This window comes from Klebsiella sp. K-Nf6 (assembly GCF_002806655.1).
Classification (GTDB): Bacteria; Pseudomonadota; Gammaproteobacteria; order Enterobacterales; family Enterobacteriaceae; genus Klebsiella; species Klebsiella variicola.
The window spans coordinates 42,667-61,719 of record NZ_PIBN01000007.1; the positions used below are offsets into that span (position 1 = coordinate 42,667).

Annotated in this window: 18 protein-coding genes; 9 read left to right on the forward strand and 9 right to left on the reverse strand. The window is 58.5% G+C overall.

What is annotated here, in order from left to right; genetic code table 11:
* A complete protein-coding gene (gene proB, locus CWM61_RS13580; protein ID WP_008805306.1) occupies window positions 1-1,104 on the reverse strand; it encodes a glutamate 5-kinase in 1,104 nt (367 codons plus the stop codon).
* A gap of 289 nt (window positions 1,105-1,393) precedes the next feature.
* Here proB and phoE point away from each other — a divergent pair, with 289 nt between their 5' ends.
* Complete coding sequence (gene phoE, locus CWM61_RS13585; protein WP_049163779.1) at window positions 1,394-2,446, forward strand: phosphoporin PhoE; 1,053 nt, start codon at window positions 1,394-1,396, stop codon at window positions 2,444-2,446.
* 44 nt (window positions 2,447-2,490) lie between these two features.
* Here phoE and CWM61_RS13590 read toward each other — a convergent pair whose 3' ends face one another.
* Entirely contained in the window at window positions 2,491-3,057 is a 567-nt protein-coding gene (locus CWM61_RS13590) for an NlpC/P60 family protein (protein WP_004222859.1), read from the reverse strand.
* 411 nt (window positions 3,058-3,468) lie between these two features.
* Here CWM61_RS13590 and CWM61_RS13600 point away from each other — a divergent pair, with 411 nt between their 5' ends.
* Window positions 3,469-4,338, forward strand: a complete 870-nt coding sequence (locus CWM61_RS13600; protein ID WP_100631405.1) for a DMT family transporter — start codon at window positions 3,469-3,471, stop codon at window positions 4,336-4,338.
* A 94-nt stretch (window positions 4,339-4,432) separates the two neighbouring features.
* Window positions 4,433-5,098 (forward strand): HAD family hydrolase, encoded by a 666-nt coding sequence (locus tag CWM61_RS13605; RefSeq protein ID WP_023322122.1) that lies wholly within the window; start codon window positions 4,433-4,435, stop codon window positions 5,096-5,098.
* A gap of 440 nt (window positions 5,099-5,538) precedes the next feature.
* Here CWM61_RS13605 and phnE (CWM61_RS13615) read toward each other — a convergent pair whose 3' ends face one another.
* The 4 genes from phnE (CWM61_RS13615) to phnC all read right to left on the reverse strand — a co-directional run bounded on the left by phnE (CWM61_RS13615) (window position 5,539) and on the right by phnC (window position 9,163).
* Window positions 5,539-6,423: a phosphonate ABC transporter, permease protein PhnE gene (gene phnE / locus CWM61_RS13615; protein ID WP_100631407.1), complete on the reverse strand. Its 885-nt coding sequence runs from the start codon at window positions 6,421-6,423 to the stop codon at window positions 5,539-5,541.
* Window positions 6,420-7,292, reverse strand: coding sequence for a phosphonate ABC transporter, permease protein PhnE (gene phnE, locus CWM61_RS13620; protein WP_038422156.1), 873 nt, complete (start codon window positions 7,290-7,292; stop codon window positions 6,420-6,422). The genes phnE (CWM61_RS13615) and phnE (CWM61_RS13620) overlap by 4 nt, the downstream gene beginning before the upstream one ends.
* A 67-nt stretch (window positions 7,293-7,359) precedes the next feature.
* Entirely contained in the window at window positions 7,360-8,298 is a 939-nt protein-coding gene (phnD, locus tag CWM61_RS13625; RefSeq protein WP_100631408.1) for a phosphonate ABC transporter substrate-binding protein, read from the reverse strand.
* Window positions 8,299-8,320: 22 nt separating this feature from the next.
* Window positions 8,321-9,163, reverse strand: coding sequence for a phosphonate ABC transporter ATP-binding protein (gene phnC, locus CWM61_RS13630; RefSeq protein WP_061155629.1), 843 nt, complete (start codon window positions 9,161-9,163; stop codon window positions 8,321-8,323).
* Between the two features lie 844 nt (window positions 9,164-10,007).
* On the opposite strand from phnC, the gene ecpR reads away from it, so the two are divergent.
* The 6 genes from ecpR to CWM61_RS13660 all read left to right on the forward strand — a co-directional run bounded on the left by ecpR (window position 10,008) and on the right by CWM61_RS13660 (window position 16,803).
* A complete protein-coding gene (gene ecpR, locus CWM61_RS13635; RefSeq protein ID WP_061155628.1) occupies window positions 10,008-10,550 on the forward strand; it encodes an ECP biosynthesis operon DNA-binding transcriptional regulator EcpR in 543 nt (180 codons plus the stop codon).
* A gap of 75 nt (window positions 10,551-10,625) precedes the next feature.
* On the forward strand, window positions 10,626-11,213 hold the full coding sequence (gene ecpA / locus CWM61_RS13640; protein WP_012542737.1) for a common pilus major fimbrillin subunit EcpA: 588 nt from the start codon (window positions 10,626-10,628) through the stop codon (window positions 11,211-11,213).
* A gap of 58 nt (window positions 11,214-11,271) precedes the next feature.
* A complete protein-coding gene (locus CWM61_RS13645; RefSeq protein WP_061155626.1) occupies window positions 11,272-11,940 on the forward strand; it encodes a hypothetical protein in 669 nt (222 codons plus the stop codon).
* A gap of 25 nt (window positions 11,941-11,965) precedes the next feature.
* A complete protein-coding gene (ecpC, locus tag CWM61_RS13650) occupies window positions 11,966-14,491 on the forward strand; it encodes a fimbrial usher EcpC (protein ID WP_100631409.1) in 2,526 nt (841 codons plus the stop codon).
* Entirely contained in the window at window positions 14,481-16,124 is a 1,644-nt protein-coding gene (ecpD, locus tag CWM61_RS13655) for a fimbrial adhesin EcpD (RefSeq protein WP_100631410.1), read from the forward strand. The genes ecpC and ecpD overlap by 11 nt, the downstream gene beginning before the upstream one ends.
* Window positions 16,093-16,803: a fimbria/pilus periplasmic chaperone gene (locus CWM61_RS13660; protein WP_100631411.1), complete on the forward strand. Its 711-nt coding sequence runs from the start codon at window positions 16,093-16,095 to the stop codon at window positions 16,801-16,803. The genes ecpD and CWM61_RS13660 overlap by 32 nt, the downstream gene beginning before the upstream one ends.
* Before the next feature lie 3 nt (window positions 16,804-16,806).
* Here the strand turns inward: CWM61_RS13660 and CWM61_RS13665 are convergent, their stop codons facing one another.
* The 3 genes from CWM61_RS13665 to CWM61_RS13675 are packed head-to-tail and all read right to left on the reverse strand — an operon-like array spanning window position 16,807 to window position 19,053.
* Entirely contained in the window at window positions 16,807-17,496 is a 690-nt protein-coding gene (locus CWM61_RS13665; protein WP_100631412.1) for an amino acid ABC transporter permease, read from the reverse strand.
* Window positions 17,486-18,238, reverse strand: a complete 753-nt coding sequence (locus tag CWM61_RS13670) for an amino acid ABC transporter permease (protein WP_071582557.1) — start codon at window positions 18,236-18,238, stop codon at window positions 17,486-17,488. Before CWM61_RS13670 ends, CWM61_RS13665 begins: the two co-directional genes overlap by 11 nt.
* The gene (locus CWM61_RS13675) at window positions 18,235-19,053 is read right to left on the reverse strand and encodes an amino acid ABC transporter ATP-binding protein (protein WP_077268421.1); all 819 of its coding nucleotides are present in this window, start codon (window positions 19,051-19,053) and stop codon (window positions 18,235-18,237) included. Before CWM61_RS13675 ends, CWM61_RS13670 begins: the two co-directional genes overlap by 4 nt.

The window sequence follows — 19,053 nt, forward strand, 5'->3', positions numbered from 1 at the left end:
TTAACGGATGATCATATCATCGCGGTGGACGGCCACCGGGCCGTATTCGTAGCCCAGAATGGCATCGATTTGCTGCGAGTGCTGGCCAGCGATAAGGCGCAGCGCGTCGCTGTTGTAGCGGCTGACACCGTGAGCGATATCGCGTCCTTCGCTATTGCGAATGCGGATCACTTCGCCGCGGGAGAAGTTGCCGCTGACGATTTTGATGCCTTTTGGCAACAGCGAGCTGCCTCTTTCGAGGATCGCCTGAGTCGCGCCCGCATCGACGGTCAGTTCACCGGCCGGCGGGGCGCCGAAGATCCAGCGCTTACGGTTCTCCAGCGGAGACTCCTGAGCGTGGAAGCAGGTGCCCACCGGCAGGCCTTCCATCGCGTGGCCGATGACGTCCGGACGGTTGCCGGCGGCGATAATGGTATCAATCCCCGCACGGCAGGCGACGTCCGCGGCCTGCAGCTTGGTGCCCATGCCGCCGGTGCCGAGTCCGGAGACGCTGTCGCCGGCGATGGCGCGCAGCGCGTCGTCGATGCCGTAGACGTCTTTAATCAGCTCCGCCTGCGGGTTGCTACGCGGGTCGGCGGTGAACAGGCCTGGCTGGTCGGTTAACAGCAGCAGCTTATCCGCCCCGGCGAGGATCGCGGCCAGTGCGGAGAGATTGTCGTTATCGCCCACTTTGATTTCCGCGGTGGCGACAGCGTCGTTTTCGTTAATGACCGGGACGATGCTGTTATCCAGCAGCGCGCGCAGGGTGTCGCGGGCGTTGAGGAACCGTTCTCTGTCTTCCATGTCGGCGCGGGTCAGTAGCATCTGGCCAACGTGAATGCCATAGATAGAAAACAGCTGTTCCCACAGTTGGATCAGACGGCTTTGTCCCACCGCCGCCAGCAGCTGCTTGGAGGCGATGGTGGCGGGCAGTTCCGGGTAACCAAGGTGCTCGCGCCCGGCGGCAATGGCCCCGGAGGTCACGATGACAATACGGTGTCCCATGGCGTGCAGCTGTGCGCACTGGCGCACGAGCTCGACGATATGGGCGCGGTTCAGGCGACGGGACCCGCCTGTTAAAACACTGGTGCCCAGTTTTACCACCAGCGTCTGGCTTTCACTCATGATTCTCTGCCGTTCAAAAGGAATATCGATATCGAGCTGATGTTGTAGCAGGAGTCGGCCCGCTTGCCAACACCCGGGGCGGCGGGCGCGCCATTTTATTGCGCGGGATCGGGCATTCTGGAGAGGGTATGTGACAAAAATATGTCAGATACATTTAAATACTCTTTTTTATAAAAAGTTCCACATTGTCATAAATATTTAATATCCCGGCGTTAAAAAAACTCCTGTTTTTGATGGGCGAGTGCCCGCAATTGAATAGCGCGTATAAATAAATCACCAGGACTGAATAATGAAAAAGAGTACTCTGGCATTAATGATGATGGGCTTTGTGGCTTCAACGGCGACGCAGGCAGCGGAAGTTTATAACAAGAACGCTAACAAGCTGGATGTGTACGGTAAGATCAAAGCCATGCATTACTTCAGCGATTATGACAGCAAAGATGGCGATCAGACTTACGTGCGTTTCGGGATTAAAGGCGAAACGCAGATTAACGATGACCTGACCGGCTATGGCCGTTGGGAATCTGAATTCTCCGGTAACAAAACCGAGAGCGACTCCAGTCAGAAAACCCGTCTGGCATTCGCCGGGGTGAAGCTGAAGAACTACGGCTCCTTTGACTACGGTCGTAACCTTGGCGCCCTGTACGACGTGGAAGCCTGGACCGATATGTTCCCGGAATTCGGCGGCGACTCATCTGCTCAGACCGATAACTTTATGACCAAGCGTGCCAGTGGCCTGGCGACCTACCGCAACACCGATTTCTTCGGTCTGGTGGATGGTCTGGATATGACCCTGCAGTACCAGGGTAAAAACGAAGGCCGTGAAGCGAAGAAACAGAACGGCGACGGCGTTGGTACCTCATTAAGCTATGATTTCGGCGGCAGCGACTTCGCCGTTAGCGCGGCCTACACCAGCTCCGACCGTACCGACGCGCAGAACCTGCTGTCCCGCGGTCAGGGTTCCAAAGCGGAAGCCTGGGCGACCGGCCTGAAATATGACGCCAACAATATCTACCTGGCGACCATGTACTCTGAAACCCGCAAAATGACCCCGATCAGCGGCGGCTTTGCCAACAAAGCGCAGAACTTTGAAGCGGTGGCGCAGTATCAGTTCGACTTCGGTCTGCGTCCGTCCCTCGGCTATGTGCTGTCGAAAGGGAAAGACATCGAAGGGGTGGGTAGCGAAGATCTGGTTAACTACATTGATGTGGGCCTGACCTACTACTTCAACAAAAACATGAACGCCTTCGTGGATTACAAAATTAACCAGCTGAAAAGCGATAACAAACTCGCCATCAACGATGACGACATCGTCGCGCTGGGCATGACCTACCAGTTCTGATTAACCGCAGAACCACCCGCCGCAGCCCTGGCTGCGGCTTTTTTTTAGCGGCGATTCTTCGCCAGATGCAGGGTGTCGCTGTTCATGGTGATCTGCGCGTTATACTCCTTCGGCAAACGGCGCGCCTGGTAGAACGCCGACTCCCAGTAAGGGTTGTCCAGCGAAGAGCGCATCACGCCCTGACTGCTCGAGGCGTGAAGGAAATTATGATCGGTATCGTAAAAGCCAACGTGCATCCCGGCCCGGGTGCGGAAGAAAACCAGATCGCCGGGACGTAAATCGCGCTTATTGACCCGCACGCCCATGTGCAACAGCTCGCGGGTGGTGATCCGCTCCATCGGCAGGTTAAAGCGATCCTTCAGCGTGCGCCAGACGAAACCCGAGCAGTCGACGCCGCTTTGTTCAGTACCGCCCCATTCATAGGGGGTACCCTGCCAGGTGTGCATCTGGTCATGCAGGGCCGCCACCACCGGGATCAGATCGTCCGATCCGCCGTCAATGGTCATATCCGCATGAGATTTTGTGTTCTTTGCCTGTTTCGGTGAGGAGGAGCATCCTGCCAACAACAAAAAAGGAATTAAAAAGAGAGCATGCGTCAGTTTTGGCTTCATATCGTTATTTTCGAAGTAGCAAGCAGACTGCTTTGTTTTATAGCCGATTAAAAAGAACGGCTGAATAAGCCGAGGCCGCCTTTACGTTTATTTACGATTAAAAATAAACAACCAGCCGAGAGATCACCCATAAAAGGCAGTTGTCACTTCCGAACGGCCTGTGCCAGGATTCTGATTAAACATTTGACGAGGCATTCCATGACGCATTACGCCATCTCTGGTGAGACTTTGCCCGGCGCCGCTTTCGACGCGGGGTGGATGACGTCTGCGCCTCATCATTGCTTCACCACGCTCTGCCCACCGCCTCCCCCTCCAGACCGGGTTGTTTTCGGCGCTTAACGCCGTCTTTAGCAGGCGCTTACCTGCCGGTATGACGCTTGATACCTTGTGTTTGACGTTCTGGAGCATGCTATGCACGTTCGCTATTCTCTGCTCGCCTCGCAGGCGACAACGGCCATTTTTGTGCTGCTGTGGGGCAGCGCGGCCATCTTCACCCGCTGGGGACTGGACAACGCTTCGCCGATGGCGCTGCTGGTCTTTCGTTTTCTGATTGCCCTGGTCGCGCTGACGCCGCTGGCCATCGCCCGTCGGCGCTGGCTGCCTGCGCCGGGCACCCGCCTGCAGACAGCGGCCACCGGCCTGATGCTGATTGGCGGCTATTCGGTCTGTTACTTCGAGGCGATGGCTAACGGTGTGACGCCGGGACTTATCGCCACAATCATGGGGATCCAGCCCATCCTCACGCTTTGCGTGGTGGAGCGTCGCCTGCAGGGGCGGCGGCTGTCAGGACTGCTGATTGCCCTGGCGGGGCTGGTGCTGCTGGTGTGGCGCAGCCTGGCGGCCTCGCCGATGGCGATGGTGGGGATCCTGTTTGCGCTAGCGGCTCTGCTGCTGATGACCTCTGGCGCGCTGTGGCAAAAGCGCAGCCGTCAGGCGCCGGCGGATGTCCTGCCGCTGCAGTACGCCGTCAGTCTGGGGTTGTGCCTGCTGATTGCCCCGGTCAGCGGCTTCCAGTTTACCGTTAACGCCGGGTTGATTATTCCGGTGCTGTTTCTCGGGCTGCTGATTTCGGTGGTCGCCCAGCTGCTGCTGTATCGTCTGCTGAGCGCGGGAAATATTGTCAATGTCACCAGCCTCTTTTATCTGGTGCCAGCGATCACGGCGCTGCTGGATTATCTGCTGCTGGGCAACCGGCTGCCGGCGGCGGCGATGGTCGGTATGGTGGCGATCATCGGTGGGATTGTGCTGGTGTTCCGCACCACGAAGGTCAGCGCCGGCTGATGGCGAGCCGGGCGCTGCGGCGTCCGGTTCATTTTCCTGTCATCTTTTTTACGCATGCTCCCGGCAGCTTATTTTGATCAACAAGGGAAAGCAGATGGGCAACACGCTGACGATTTTCGATCTCGACAACACCCTGATACAGGGCGATAGCAGTACGGTCTGGAGCCAGTTTATGGTTCGCGAAGGATTAGCGACGCAGAAGGGGTATCTTGCCCGCGAGGCGCGGCTAATGGCGGATTATGACCGGGGAGAGATGAATATCGCCGATTATGTGGCTCTGATCCAGGCGCCGCTGGCCGGAATACCGAAATCGGACGTTGACGCGCTGGTGGCCCGCTGCGTGCGCGAGGCGATCCTGCCCCGGGTCTATCCGCAGGCGTGGGAGCTCATTCGTCGTTTGCGGGCCGAGGGGGAGCAGATGCTGATTATCTCCGCCTCGGTTAGCCTGCTGGTGCAGGCGGTGGCCGCCGCGCTGGAGATTGATCAGGCGCTGGGCATTGACGTGGCGATGGTCGACGGCGGCTACAGCGGGGTCATTGCCGGGATCCCCAGCTATCAGCAGGGGAAGGTGGCGCGTCTGGCGCAGTGGCGCGAGGCGCATCCGCAGTATGACGGCGAGGTGACTTTCTATACCGATTCCATTAACGATCTGCCGCTGTGCCTGCATGCGGATCGCGTGCGGCTGGTCAATCCTTGTCCGCAGCTGCAGGCGGCGGGTGCCGGATACGGCTGGCCGGTGCTGAGCTGGCGGCTGGAATAGCGGAGCGGATAAATGCTTCTGCGGGTTCAGCTGTTCCAGGCCGGATAAGCTCTGTAGGCCGGGTAAGGCGCAGCCGCCACCCGGCGAAATATCGGCGCAACCGGAGATGTCCCTGCTCGCGCTGCGCTTAGCAGGGCTACCACTCCTGTGTTATTTCCGGGCAGATTGCGCTCCCGGTTAATTTTTCTGCATTCTTTTTTCCATGGGCAGGGAACGTCTCAGCGATGTTGAGGCCGCCAGCACCGGCAGTTTCAGTTGCCCCAGGCTCGGCGGTGATTTGGGGTTGTAGGCCGGGTAAGGCGCAGCCGCCACCCGGCATAAAAGCAGCTCCGTGCCTGATGCCATCGCCCGGCGGCGCAGTTGTTTGCCGGGCCTGGAGACAGTCAGAGCCGGACGAGTAGACCGGATAAGGCGAAGCCGCCATCCGGCGCAAAGGCGCGCTAGCGTCCGCCCTGATACAGCGGCACCGCGGCGCCGCCGATATAACGACGGCGCAGCCAGGCGGAGAGGGTGTCCATGATCATCACCACCGCCACCAGCAGCAGGGTGATAAACATCACCACATCCCAGTTCCACAGGCGCATGTTCTCGGCATAGATAAGCCCAATACCGCCGGCGCCGACGAAGCCCAGCACCGCCGCGGAGCGGGTGTTGGATTCAATCTGATACAGGCTCAGGGCGAGGAAGGTCGGGAACGACTGGGTAAAAATGCCGAAGCGATGCTTTTGCAGGCCGTTCGCGCCCACGGCGGTCAGCCCGCGTCCGGGGGAGCGGTCCACGGCTTCGTGTCCTTCCGCGTACAGCCGTCCCAGCAGACCGGTGTCCTGCATGATGATCGCCAGCACCCCGGCCAGCGGCCCGAGGCCTACCGCGCGCACGAAAATCAACCCCCAGATAGCCATATCGATCCCGCGCAACACATCAAACAGGCGGCGCATCAGCAGAGCGAGGGTCCCCAGCACCATGCCGCGCATGATGTTGCGGGCGGCAAAGAAGGAGAGCAGCAGCGCCAGCACCGTGGCGGTCAGCGTCCCGGCGAAGACGATAGCCAGGGTGATGCCGATTTGCGTGAAGTAATAGCCGAACGGCCAGTTCCAGAAGTCGTGCCAGACGAACATCCGCGCCAGGTAGCGGCCAATCTGCTGCAGACCGGTGGTCAGCTGCTCGCCGCTGATGCCAAACTGCAGAAAAAACCAGACGTAATAGAGCACGCAGGCCAGCGCCACCAGCCCGACGTAGCGCAGGTAGCGCCCCTGGACCTGATAGAGCTGCTTATGCTGCCGACGGCTGGCGGCGATATCCGGTTGCATGTGCCAGACACTCATTTTTTTCCCTCCAGTACCCACAGGCGCAGACGACCGGACAGCATGTCCAGCGCCGACACCACCAGAATGATCAGCAGCAGGGTGATGCTCACCTGATCGTAGCGGTCGAGTTTGATGTTGGTCATCAGCTCCTGACCGATGCCCCCCGCGCCCACCAGCCCGAGAATCGTCGACGAACGGAAGTTGATTTCAAGCCGCATAAAGCCGTAGGAGAGAAACAGCGGTTTCACCTGCGGCCACAGGGCGAAGCGGATTTTCTGCAGCGGCGACGCACCGCAGGCCGCCAGGCCGCGTACCGGTTTGTTTTGCGCGCTCTCCACCGCCTCGTAGAACAGTTTGGTCAGGCTGCCGACGGTGTGCAGCATCAGCGCCAGAAAGCCCGGGATCGCACCGATGCCGAACGCCATGACAAAGATCACCGCCCACGCCAGCTCGGGCATGGTGCGCAAAAACGCCACCAGTACGCGAATGGCAAAGCGCACCGGCGCCGGGGTCCAGGCGTTGTTGGCGGCGAGGAACGCGAAGACGGTGGCAATGGCGACTGCCACCAGCGTCGAGGCCAGCGCCAGCTGCAGGGTTTCCCAGATGAGCGGCAGCTGGATCGGCAGGCGATAGCCCCACCAGGCCAGCGACCCTTTGGTCTGCACATCGGCGAACAGGTTGCCGGCACTCAGAGGCGGAATGGTCTCTGCCATATAGTCAAAGAAGTGGGGCAGCGAGTGCCAGATGGTCAGCAGATTAAATTCTGCGGCGCTGCCGGCGGCAAAATAGAGCGCCAGCAGGAGTAACGACCAGCAGACGGTATCGCGCTTTTGCCGCGAGCGTACCTGCTGGTAATAGCGTTCAAATTCGGTGTGGGTCGTCTTCATGCGTCGGGGATCTTCAACGTAGCGCCGCCGCTCACCCTGGGGGCAAGCAGGCGGCGTTGAGGCAGGATTAACGCGTGCTCACCAGCTCGCGTTTCATGTCGATAATCTGCTGGAAGTCAGCCACGCTGCCCGGACCGATGTGCTGGGTACCGCCCATCGCTTTGATAAAGCAGGCGTGGTCCTCGGTGTCCAGTTTTTTCACTGCCGCCACGACCTTCGCCTTAAAGTCCGCCGGCAGCGCATTGCTCACCAGGATCGGGCCGTTCGGGATCAGCGGCGATTGCCAGATAATGCGGATCTGCTTCATCAGATCCGGATGATCCATGCGAATCAGACGGTTGAACGCGCCGGTGGTGTAGCCGGTGTTGTAATCGCCAACCATCGAGGTCCAGGTGACCGCGCCCGCGAACTGGCCGTTCAGCACGCCGAGGATGTCCTGCTCGTGGCCACCGGAGAAGGTAACGCTGGAGAAGGTATTGTTGTATTTGTTGTCGGCGTTACCGCCAAATTTTTCTTTAAACGCATGGTTAGGGATCAAATAACCGGAAGTGGAGTCAGGATCGGCGAAGCCGAACGCTTTACCTTTTAAATCGTCCAGCGTTTTGTACGGGGAGTCGGCTTTGACGATCACCACGGAGTGATAGCCGCGAGACTGATCTTTATCGTCCACGGCAATGCCGACGATATCCACCGCTTTCGGATTATTGATATAAACCGAGGCGTAAGAGGAGGGGGACATGCTCAGCACCACGTCGACTTTGCCCCCCAGCAGACCCTGGATCACCCCGGAATAGTCGGAAGAGTTACGCAGTTTGGTATCCACGTTCAGCTCTTTATCGAGGAAGGTCTTCACACACTGGTTATCACCGATTTGCTGGGTGGCGTTCTGGCCGCCGAGAATGCCCAGATTCAGCTCTTTCGGCTGCGCTGCCGCCGCCTGCCATGCCATCATCATGCCCGCGACCACTGCGGATAAACGAACTGCGCCAGTCATATATTTTTTCATTATGTTGCCCGTGTGAGTGAAATTAATGCAATTGGCTAACTTCATCGCCGTACAGCTGCTGCAGCACATCCTGCGTCAGCCGGGAGGGGTGATCGTCAAAAATAAGCTGGCCGCTGGCGACGCCGATAACCCGGGTGCAGTAGGCCTTCACCAGCTCTACCGAATGCAGGTTCACCATCACGCTGATGCCCTGCTCGCTAATCTCGCGCAGCACATCCATGATGCGCTGGGTGTTCTTCGGATCCAGCGAGGCGACAGGTTCGTCGGCCAGCAATATGCCGGGGTTTTGCATCAGCGCCCGGCAGATTGCCACCCGCTGCATCTGTCCCCCGGAGAGGTTCTCCGCCCGCTGCAGCGCATGCGGCAGCATGTTCATCCACTCAAGCAGCGCAATGGCGCGCGCCCGATCGGCTTCGGGGAAAATCTTAAACAGCGACTTCAGGGTTGAGGTCTGGCTGAGGCGGCCAAGCAGGACGTTGGTGAGCACGTCGAGGCGCGGTACCAGACAGAAGTCCTGAAAGATCATTCCGCATTGACTGCGCCAGGCGTTGAGTGAGCGGCCTTTCAACTTTGAGACATCGTGTGGCGTACCGACTTCCGGATAACTAAGAATTTCACCGCCGCTGGCGCTGTGCGTGCCATTAAGGACATGCAGGAGCGTCGATTTGCCGGCGCCGGAGCGACCAATGACCCCGACCATTTCGCCGGCGTGCAGGTCAAAGCTAATGCCGTCCAGCACCTTGTGCTGGGCATGATAGGCTTTAGTCAGGTTACGCACGCTTAAGACCTTCCGCTGCAGGCCTGCATCGAGATCGGTGAACGGCTGGAAATCAGTTTCGGCCACCGCGGCAAGAGAGCTGTTCATAAGAGTGTCCAGGTTCGTCATTAACTGGGCACTATTAATAGGTCTTTATATGAAATTTCGATGACGGTATTGCGAACAAACCGTGAACAGGCGGGAAAGGGCGGGGATGACAGGCCGACCGCGCGGCTCGCTGGCCGCTGGCGAAGCCTTGAAAAGCGGCTATGCTTTCGGGGGACGCAGAGGCAGGTGCACCCGTGACGGCAGGAACCCATCGGCAAAACTCGTTTTATCTTGCTAATGAGGTCTGTTTAATCGAATAGATAATGCGTCTGCCTTTGTTTAGCATTCATCATTCCGCAGAATTAACATATGTATAACTATTTTGTGCGGCAGGTTAATCTATTCATTGGTCTTATGTATTGGTGAATCATCCTGGTTATTGCTAATTTCCAGATTTATATTCTTTATTTTTATATAAATTTAGTCTATTTGATAACTCCATCCGGTGCACCATTAAGAATATTCCTAACATAATAGGGCGAAGATCCTGGGTAATATAAAGCACAAGTAAGAATTGAGGGTTATATTGTCAATAACCTCATGAAAATAAATGTCTTTTTCATCTTCTCAAAAATCCGATATTTTCAGTTTTTGTAAATATTGACCCAGGCACGAAATTGATTGCCTGCCCGCGTGTTGACACTCCATAGGAAAAAACTTAAATTCAACCCCATGCCGAAAATAATTAAAATCAAACCCGGCTTATCAAATATTGATAAGTAATGTGTGTCTTATTTAATGGCGATTTATTAAAGGAAGCGAATACGCCAGTTAACTTTGTAGGCCTGGCAAACAGTGAAGTTGTAAAAATGATTACTTCAAGGACTATGAGGTTAAAAACTATATGGAATATAAATGCTGTTCCGATAAGTACATTTGGTCTGCCCATGACTCCTACTTCTATAAAGGGCTATCCGAACTGATTATGGATATCGACGAATTAATTTATCTGTCGTTGGAAAAAATCAGAAAAGATTTTGTTTTTATTAATCTCAATACGGCTTCTTTAAACGAATTTATCAGGCGCGATAGCGAATGGCTATCCGCGGTAAAGGGGAAACAGGTCGTATTGATTGCGGCCAGGAAATCAGAAGCCTTAGCAAATTACTGGTATTACAATAGCAATATTCGCGGCGTGGTATATGTTGGCCTGAGCCGCGATATTCGAAAAGAACTGGCTTACGTAATTAATGGCAGATTTCTCCGTAAAGATATTAAGAAAGATAAAATTACAGACCGCGAAATGAAAATTATCCGCATGACCGCCCAGGGCATGCAGCCGAAATCGATCGCCAGAATTGAAAATTGTAGCGTGAAGACAGTATATACCCATCGGCGCAATGCCGAGGCCAAACTGTATTCCAAAATTTATAAGTTAGTTCAGTAACACCCAGGCAAGTTTGTTTTTTTAAATGGTTCACCGGGACATCATGTCCTTAATTCAACTCAGGATGAAAAAGCGATGAAAAAAAAGGTTCTGGCAATAGCTCTGGTAACAGCGTTTACCGGTATGGGTGTGGCGCAGGCTGCTGATGTAACGGCTCAGGCTGTTGCGACCTGGTCGGCGACCGCTAAAAAAGACACCACCAGCAAGCTGGTTGTGACCCCGCTCGGCAGCCTGGCGTTCCAGTACGCCGAAGGCATTAAAGGTTTTAACTCGCAGAAAGGTCTGTTTGACGTGGCGATTGAAGGTGACGCAACGGCGACCGCCTTTAAGCTGACCTCGCGCCTTATCACTAACACCTTAACCCAGCTGGATACCTCCGGCTCCACGCTGAGCGTGGGTGTGGATTATAACGGCGCCGCGGTCGAAAAAACCGCAGATACCGTGATGATCGATACCGCTAACGGCGTACTGGGCGGCAACCTCAGCGCGCTGGCAAATGGCTACAACGCCAGCGGCCGTACCACCGCGCAGGATGGTTTCACCTTCTCCATCATCAGCGGCACCACTAACGGCACTACCGCAGTGACCGATTACAGCACCCTGCCGGAAGGGATCTGGAGCGGCGACGTCAGCGTCCAGTTCGACGCCACCTGGACCAGCTGATCCTTCTGATGCACCAGCAGGGGGGGCTCCCCCTGCTTTTTTCACGGACGGAATTGTTATGAAAAAGCACCTTCTGGCCCTCGGGCTGCTGCTTGCCGGGGTGTCGCCGGCGCAGGCGCTGGATGTTGGCGATATTTCATCCTTTATGAACAGCGGCAGCAGCACGCTGAGCAAAACGATCAAGAACAGCACAGACAGCGGTCGACTGATCAATATCCATCTCGAACGGCTCTCTTCCCCGCTGGACGACGGGCAGGTTATCCCGATGGATAAACCGGATGAGGTGCTGCTCACCCCCGCCAGCCTGCTGCTACCCGCCCAGGCCAGCGATGTTATCCGCTTCTTTTATAAAGGCCCGGCGGACGACAAAGAGCGCTACTACCGCATTGTCTGGTTCGATCAGGCACTCAGCGATGCCCAGCGCGATAACGCCAACCGCAGCGCGGTAGCGACGGCGTCCGCCCGCATCGGCACCATCCTGGTGGTGGCGCCACGCCAGGTGAACTACCGCTTTCAGTACGCCAACGGCTCCCTGACCAACACCGGGAATGCGACGCTGCGGATCCTCGCCTACGGCCCTTGCCTGAAGGCCGCCGACGGTAAGGAGTGTAAAGAGAATTACTACCTGATGCCGGGTAAATCGCGCCGTTTTACGCAGGTGGACACGGCGAATAAAAAAGGACGGGTTGCGCTTTGGCAGGGTGAGCAGTTTGTTCCCGTGAAATAGACAGTTGTGCAGATGGATAACGACGATGCCTCTACGACGGATTTCCCCAGGACTGAAAACGCAGCTTGCCTTCGGCATGATCTTTTTGTTCGTTCAGCCCGACGCCAGCGCTGCTGCCGTACGTGCCCAGCAGATTGGCGGGGTGATTATTCCGCAGGCCTTCAGTCGGGCGCTGCAGGACGGTATGAGCGTCCCGCTCTATATTCATCTTGCCGGCAGCCAGGACACCCGGGACGATCAGCGGATCGGCAGCGCCTTTATCTGGCTGGACGACGGCCAGCTACGCGTCCGGCAGATCCAACTGGAGGAGAGCGAGGGGAACGCCAGCGTCAGCGAACAGACCCGACAGCAGCTGATCGGCCTGGCCAATGCCCCGTTCAGCGAGGCACTCACCATTCCCCTGACCGACAGCGCGCAGCTGGATCTCAGCCTGCGCCAGCTGCTGCTGCAGCTGGTGGTCAAGCGCGAGGCGCTGGGCACCGTGCTGCGCTCACGCAGCGAAGATATCGGTCAGTCCAGCGTGAACACTCTCAGCAGCAACCTGAGCTATAACCTCGGCGTCTATAACAACCAGATGCGCAATGGCGGGAGCAACACCTCCAGCTACCTGTCGCTGAACAACGTCACGGCGCTGCGGGAGCATCACGTGGTGCTCGACGGCTCGCTGTACGGGATCGGTAGTGGTCAGCAGGACAGCGAATTATATAAGGCCATGTATGAGCGCGATTTCGCCGGCCACCGTTTTGCCGGTGGGATGCTCGACACCTGGAACCTGCAGTCCCTGGGACCGATGACCGCTATTTCGGCCGGCAAGATTTACGGTCTTTCCTGGGGGAACCAGGCCAGCTCCACCGTCTTCGACAGCAGCCAGTCGGCCACGCCGGTGATTGCCTTTTTACCGGCGGCGGGCGAGGTGCATCTCACCCGTGACGGCCGGTTGCTGAGCGTCCAGAACTTCGCCATGGGCAACCACGAAGTGGATACCCGCGGCCTGCCGTACGGTATTTACGACGTGGAAGTGGAGGTGATCGTCAACGGTCGGGTGGTCAGCAAACGCACCCAGCGGGTCAATAAGCTGTTCAGCCGGGGACGCGGCATCGGCGCGCCGCTGGCGTGGCAGGTATGGGGCGGCAGTTTCCATATGGATCGCTGGTCGGAAAGCGGAAAAAAGACCCGGCCGGCAAAAGAGAGCTGGCTGGCAGGCCTCTCGACCTCCGGGTCGCTCAGCACCCTGAGCTGGGCGGCAACGGGCTATGGCTACGACAATCAGGCGGTGGGGGAAACCCGCCTGACGCTGCCGCTGGGCGAGTCGATCAACGTTAACCTGCAGAATATGCTGGCCAGCGACAGCTCCTGGAGCAGCATCGGCAGCATCAGCGCCACGCTGCCGGGGGGCTTCAGCTCGCTGTGGGTCAACCAGGAGAGAACCCGCATTGGCGATCAATTGCGGCGCAGCGATGCCGACAACCGGGCGATCGGCGGCACCCTCAACCTCAACGCGCTGTGGTCGAAGCTGGGGACGTTCAGCGTCAGCTACAACGATGACCGCCGCTACAACAGTCATTACTACACCGCGGATTACTATCAGACGGTCTACAGCGGCGCGTTTGGATCGCTTGGTCTGCGGGCGGGGATCCAGCGCTATAACAATGGCGACAGCAGCGCCAACACCGGGAAATATATCGCCCTCGATCTCTCGCTGCCGCTGGGCAACTGGTTCAGCGCCGGGATGACCCATCAGAACGGTTACACCATGGCTAACCTCTCAGCGCGTAAGCAGTTTGATGAAGGCACCATTCGCACCATCGGCGCCAATCTGTCGCGGGCCATCTCCGGCGATACCGGGGATGACAAAACCCTCAGCGGCGGGGCGTATGCCCAGTTCGACGCCCGCTACGCCAGCGGCACGCTGAACGTCAACAGCGCGGCGGACGGCTACGTCAACACCAACCTTACCGCCAGCGGCAGCGTCGGCTGGCAGGGCAAAAACATCGCCGCCAGCGGACGAACCGACGGTAACGCCGGGGTGATTTTCAACACCGGGCTGGAGGACGATGGTCAGATCAGCGCCAGGGTTAACGGGCGGATTTTCCCGCTCAGCGGCAAACGTAACTACCTGCCGCTCTCTCCCTATGGCCGCTATGAGGTGGAGCTACAGAACAGCAAAAACTCGCTCGACAGTTACGACATCGTCAGTGGGCGCAAGAGTCATCTGACTCTCTATCCGGGCAACGTCGCGGTGATTGAGCCAGAGGTGAAGCAGATGGTCACCGTCTCCGGTCGTATTCGTGCAGAAGACGGCACGCTGCTGGCGAATGCGCGGATTAACAACCATATCGGCCGTACCCGGACCGATGAAAACGGCGAGTTTGTCATGGACGTGGATAAGAAATACCCCACTATCGATTTCAGCTACGGCGGCAATAAAACCTGCGAAGTGGCGCTGGAGCTCAGCCAGGCGCGCGGCGCCGTCTGGGTCGGGGATGTGGTCTGCAGCGGCCTCTCGTCGTGGGCGGTAGTGCAGCAGACAGGAGAAGAGAATGAAAGTTAATGCACTGATGGCGCTGGCGATCCTCGCGCTACTCTGGCCGGCAGCCGCGCTCAGAGCGGCGGTGTCCAAGACCACCTGGTCGGATGCGCCGGCGCGCGAGTTTGTGTTTGTTGAAAACAACTCCGACGACAACTTTTTCGTCACCCCCGGCGGGGCGCTGGATCCGCGCCTGACCGGCGCTAACCGCTGGACCGGCTTAAAATACACCGGTTCCGGCACCATCTATCAGCAAAGCCTCGGCTATATCGATAACGGCTACAACACCGGGCTCAATGCCAACTGGAAGTTTGATATGTGGCTGGAAAACTCGCCGGTTTCGCACCCCTTAACCGGCCTGCGCTGCATCAACTGGTACGCCGGGTGCGATATGGCTACCAGCCTGATCCTGCCGCAAACCACCGACGCCAGCGGGTTTTATGGCGCGACGGTGACCAGCGGCGGCGCGAAGTGGATGCACGGCATGATGTCGGACGCGTTTTATCAATATCTGCAGCAGATGCCGGTCGGCGGCAGCTTTACGATGACCATCAATGCCTGCCAGACCTCGGTGAACTACGACGCCAGCAGCGGTGCACGCTGTAAGGATCAGGCCTCCGGTAACTGGTATGTGCGCAACGTCACCCACACCAAAGCGGCGAACCTGCGGTTGATTAATACCCACTCGCTGGCGGAGGTGTTTATCAACAGCGACGGCGTGCCGACCCTGGGAGAGGGGAACGCCGACTGCCAGACGCAGACCATCGGCAGCCGCGCAGGATTAAGCTGTAAGATGGTCAACTATACCTTGCAGACCAACGGCTTAAGCAACACCTCGATCCATATTTTCCCGGCGATCGCCAACTCGTCGCTGGCCTCGGCCGTCGGGGCGTACGATATGCAGTTCAGTCTCAACGGCAGCTCATGGAAGCCGGTGAGCAATACCGCTTATTACTACACCTTCAACGAGATGAAGAGCTCAGACTCAATCTATGTTTTCTTCTCCAGCAACTTCTTTAAGCAGATGGTGAACCTCGGGATCAGCGATATCAACACCAAGGATCTGTTCAACTTTCGCTTTCAGAACACCACCTCGCCGGAGTCAGGCTGGTATGAGTTTTCCACCTCCAATACGCTGATTATCAAACCCCGTGATTTCAGCATCAGCATTATCTCCGACGAATATACCTCGACGCCGTCGCGCGAGGGGTATGTCGGCAGCGGCGAACCGGCGCTCGATTTCGGCTACATCGTCACCACCAGCGGTAAAACGGCCGCCGATGAAGTGCTGATCAAGGTGACCGGACCGGCGCAGGTGATTGGCGGGCGTTCCTACTGTCTCTTCAGCTCCGATGACGGTACGGCGAAAGTGCCGTTCCCGGCGACGCTCTCTTTTATCACCCGCAGCGGCACGACGCAGACCTACGATGCCGGGTGCGATGACAGCTGGCGGGATATGACCGATGCGCTGTGGCTGACCACGCCATGGACCGATATCTCCGGCGAAGTGGGGCAGATGGATAAGACCACGGTGAAATTTTCGATTCCGATGGATAACGCCATTTCGCTGCGGACGGTAGACGATAACGGCTGGTTTGGTGAAGTCAGCGCTTCAGGAGAGATTCATGTCCAGGCGACGTGGCGCAATATTAACTAAGGCCCTGCTGACGGTGGGCTGCCTGCTGGCAGCGCCGCTGGCGCAGGCGATCTCGGTCGGCAACCTGACCTTTTCCCTGCCGGCCGAAGCGGATTTCGCCAGCAAACGGGTGGTCAACAACAATAAAAGCGCGCGGCTGTACCGCATCGCCATCAGCGCCATCGATCGCCCGGGCGGCAGCGAAGTACGCTCCCGGCCGGTGGATGGTGAGCTGCTGTTCGCCCCCCGCCAGCTGGTGTTGCAGGCAGGTGAGAGCGAGTACTTCAAATTTTACTATCATGGCCCGCGGGATAACCGCGAGCGCTACTATCGGGTCTCGTTTCGCGAAATCCCCACCCGTAACCTGACGAGGCGCAGCCCGACCGGCGGCGAGGTCAGCATGGAGCCGGTGGTGGTGATGGATACCATTCTGGTGGTGCGCCCGCGCGAGGTGCAGTTTAAATGGTCTTTCGATAAGGTGGCCGGGACGGTGAGCAACACCGGTAATACCTGGTTTAAATTGCTGATTAAACCCGGATGCGATTCGACCGAAGAGGAGGGGGACGCGTGGTATTTGCGTCCTGGCGACGTGGTTCGCCAGCCGGCGTTGCGCCAGCCGGGGAACCACTATCTGGTTTATAACGACAAATTTATTAAGATCAGCGATACCTGCCCGGTGAAGCCCCGCCCCGCGGAGTGAGCCTTATCCGGCGGTCGCGCGGCGGGTAAAACGCCGGCTGGCCAGCAGGCTCAGACCGCAGCACAGCAGGTAGTACACCGCGCCGGTGAAGACGAAGATCGCCAGGGGATAGATCTGCACCCGGTTGTTGACCTGGCCGGCCACGGTGGTCAGCTCCGGGACGTTGACGATAAACGCCAGCGACGTGTCTTTCAGCAGGCCGATAAAGATCCCCACCAGCGAGGGCTGAACGTTGCGCAGCGCCTGCGGGAGCAGCACCAGGCGCAGCGTTTGCCCGGGGGCGAACCCCTGGGTCAGCGCCGCCTCATACTGTCCTTTCGGCAGCGACTGCAGCCCGGCCAGCACTGAGTGCATCACCGAGGCGGCGGTAAACCACGCCAGCGCCAGGGTCACGGTCACCGCGCCGGGCAGATCGCCGCCGGTCAGCATCGGCAGCAGATACCACAGCCAGAAGATGACAAATATCAGTGGGATGCCGCGAATAATCTCCGCCCACAGAAACAGCATACGCCGCACCAGCCCGCCGTAGCGCCAGGCCAGGCCCGCCAGCGCAATGCCTCCCGGCAGCGCCAGCAGGGTGGCGCCGATGGCCATCAGCAGGGTCAGCGCCACGCCGCCGGGCTGGCCCTCCGCCAGTCGGCCCCACAGCAGGTAATCGAGGTTATCGGCGATCACCGCCAGATTAGCGTTCATGTTGGGCGCTCCGTTGCAGTTTTCTTCCCGGGCCGAGACGCGTTAGCGCCACGCCCATCGCCACCCCCAGCGCCAGGTACAGCGCGGTACCGACGGCAAACGCCTCCAGCGCGTGCGCGTTATAGCTCTCAATCTGTCGTACCTGATAGGTCAGTTCCGCAAAGCCGATGCCGCTGGCCAGCGATGAGAGTTTCATCAGGTTAAGATACTGGCCGACAATCGGCTGCCAGGCGTTGGCCAGCCCCTGCGGCAGGAGGATAAAGCGCAGCTCCTGCCACGGCGTAAAGCCCTGCGACAGCGCGGCTTCCCGCTGCCCGTGGCTGACGGCGCGCAGTCCGGAGGCGATCTCTTCCACCAGAAAGGCGGAGGTAAAGACCCCCAGCCCCCACATTGAGCAGAGGAACTCCGGCGTCAGCCACCAGACGTTACCCGGCAGAATGGACCAGGCGTGTTCGTCGTTCACCATCTCCTTCACCGCCAGCGGCAGCAGGTTCCAGGCGGCAAAGTACCAGAACAGCAGCTGGACCAGCAGCGGGGTATTGCGAAACAACGAGACCCACGCGGCCACCAGTCCGCGCCCCGCGCGGCCGCCGCCGAGGCGCAGGGCCAGCAGCAGGACCGCCAGCAGGGTGGCGAGCAGGATCCCGGCGACGCTGACCCAGACGGTGGTGAGAAAACCAGAGATAATCCATTGCAACGGCTGCCCGCTCAGGACGCCGTGCCAGTCAAGCATCGGCGTCACGCGAGGCTCTCCTGGTGCAGCGGATCCAGCACCTTCTGCAGAAAACGCCGTGCGCGGGCATGCTGCGGATGGGCGAAAAACTCAGCCGGCGGGGCGACCTCGAGAATGTCGCCGCCATCGATAAACACCACCCGGTCGGCAATTTCGCGGGCAAACTGCATCTCATGAGTCACCACCAGCATGGTGATCCCGCTGTGGGCGAGGGTTTTCATCACCTGCAGCACTTCGCCGATCATCTCCGGGTCGAGCGCCGAGGTGGGCTCATCGAACAGGATAATCTGCGGCGAGGAGGCCAGGGCGCGGGCGATCGCCACCCGCTGCTGCTGGCCGCCGGAGAGCTGCGCCGGCATCTGCTGCGCTTTTTCTTCCAGTCCGACCTGGCGCAGCAGCGCCAGCGCCCGCTCCTGAGCCGCACTTTTCCCCCAGCCGTGGACGCGCTCCAGCGCCAGAGTGATGTTCTCCTGCGCCGTCAGGTGGGCGTAAAGGTTGAACTGCTGGAAGACAAAGCCGACGCGGCTGCGCAGCTGGCGCAAGGCGCTGCCGCTCAGCCGGCTGGTCGGTTTATCATCGATCAGGATCTCGCCGCCGCTTAAGGATTCGAGCTGGTTGATCAAGCGGATCAGCGTCGATTTTCCCGAACCGGAAGGGCCAAGGATCGCCACCACTTCGCCGGGTTCGACCTGCAGGTTGATCGCGTTTAGCACCTGATGATCGCCGTAGCGCTTGGCCACATCACGAAACGTAATGCTGGCGCGCTGCAGACGTGAAAAATCCGCGGCCGGGGCCGCGGAGTGGGAGAGTAAACCCGAGAACAT

Bases quoted from the DNA above. Each gene is read 5' to 3' on its own strand.
- CWM61_RS13605 (WP_023322122.1), top strand. From the start codon at position 4,433: ATGGGCAACACGCTGACGATTTTCGATCTCGACAACACCCTGATACAG.
- phnC (WP_061155629.1), bottom strand. From the start codon at position 9,163: ATGAACAGCTCTCTTGCCGCGGTGGCCGAAACTGATTTCCAGCCGTTC.
- CWM61_RS13600 (WP_100631405.1), top strand. From the start codon at position 3,469: ATGCACGTTCGCTATTCTCTGCTCGCCTCGCAGGCGACAACGGCCATT.
- ecpD (WP_100631410.1), top strand. From the start codon at position 14,481: ATGAAAGTTAATGCACTGATGGCGCTGGCGATCCTCGCGCTACTCTGG.
- ecpA (WP_012542737.1), top strand. From the start codon at position 10,626: ATGAAAAAAAAGGTTCTGGCAATAGCTCTGGTAACAGCGTTTACCGGT.
- CWM61_RS13660 (WP_100631411.1), top strand. From the start codon at position 16,093: ATGTCCAGGCGACGTGGCGCAATATTAACTAAGGCCCTGCTGACGGTG.
- phnD (WP_100631408.1), bottom strand. From the start codon at position 8,298: ATGAAAAAATATATGACTGGCGCAGTTCGTTTATCCGCAGTGGTCGCG.
- CWM61_RS13675 (WP_077268421.1), bottom strand. From the start codon at position 19,053: ATGTTCTCGGGTTTACTCTCCCACTCCGCGGCCCCGGCCGCGGATTTT.
- phnE (WP_100631407.1), bottom strand. From the start codon at position 6,423: ATGAGTGTCTGGCACATGCAACCGGATATCGCCGCCAGCCGTCGGCAG.
- phoE (WP_049163779.1), top strand. From the start codon at position 1,394: ATGAAAAAGAGTACTCTGGCATTAATGATGATGGGCTTTGTGGCTTCA.
- ecpC (WP_100631409.1), top strand. From the start codon at position 11,966: ATGCCTCTACGACGGATTTCCCCAGGACTGAAAACGCAGCTTGCCTTC.
- proB (WP_008805306.1), bottom strand. From the start codon at position 1,104: ATGAGTGAAAGCCAGACGCTGGTGGTAAAACTGGGCACCAGTGTTTTA.
- CWM61_RS13645 (WP_061155626.1), top strand. From the start codon at position 11,272: ATGAAAAAGCACCTTCTGGCCCTCGGGCTGCTGCTTGCCGGGGTGTCG.
- CWM61_RS13590 (WP_004222859.1), bottom strand. From the start codon at position 3,057: ATGAAGCCAAAACTGACGCATGCTCTCTTTTTAATTCCTTTTTTGTTG.
- phnE (WP_038422156.1), bottom strand. From the start codon at position 7,292: ATGAAGACGACCCACACCGAATTTGAACGCTATTACCAGCAGGTACGC.
- ecpR (WP_061155628.1), top strand. From the start codon at position 10,008: ATGGAATATAAATGCTGTTCCGATAAGTACATTTGGTCTGCCCATGAC.
- CWM61_RS13665 (WP_100631412.1), bottom strand. From the start codon at position 17,496: ATGAACGCTAATCTGGCGGTGATCGCCGATAACCTCGATTACCTGCTG.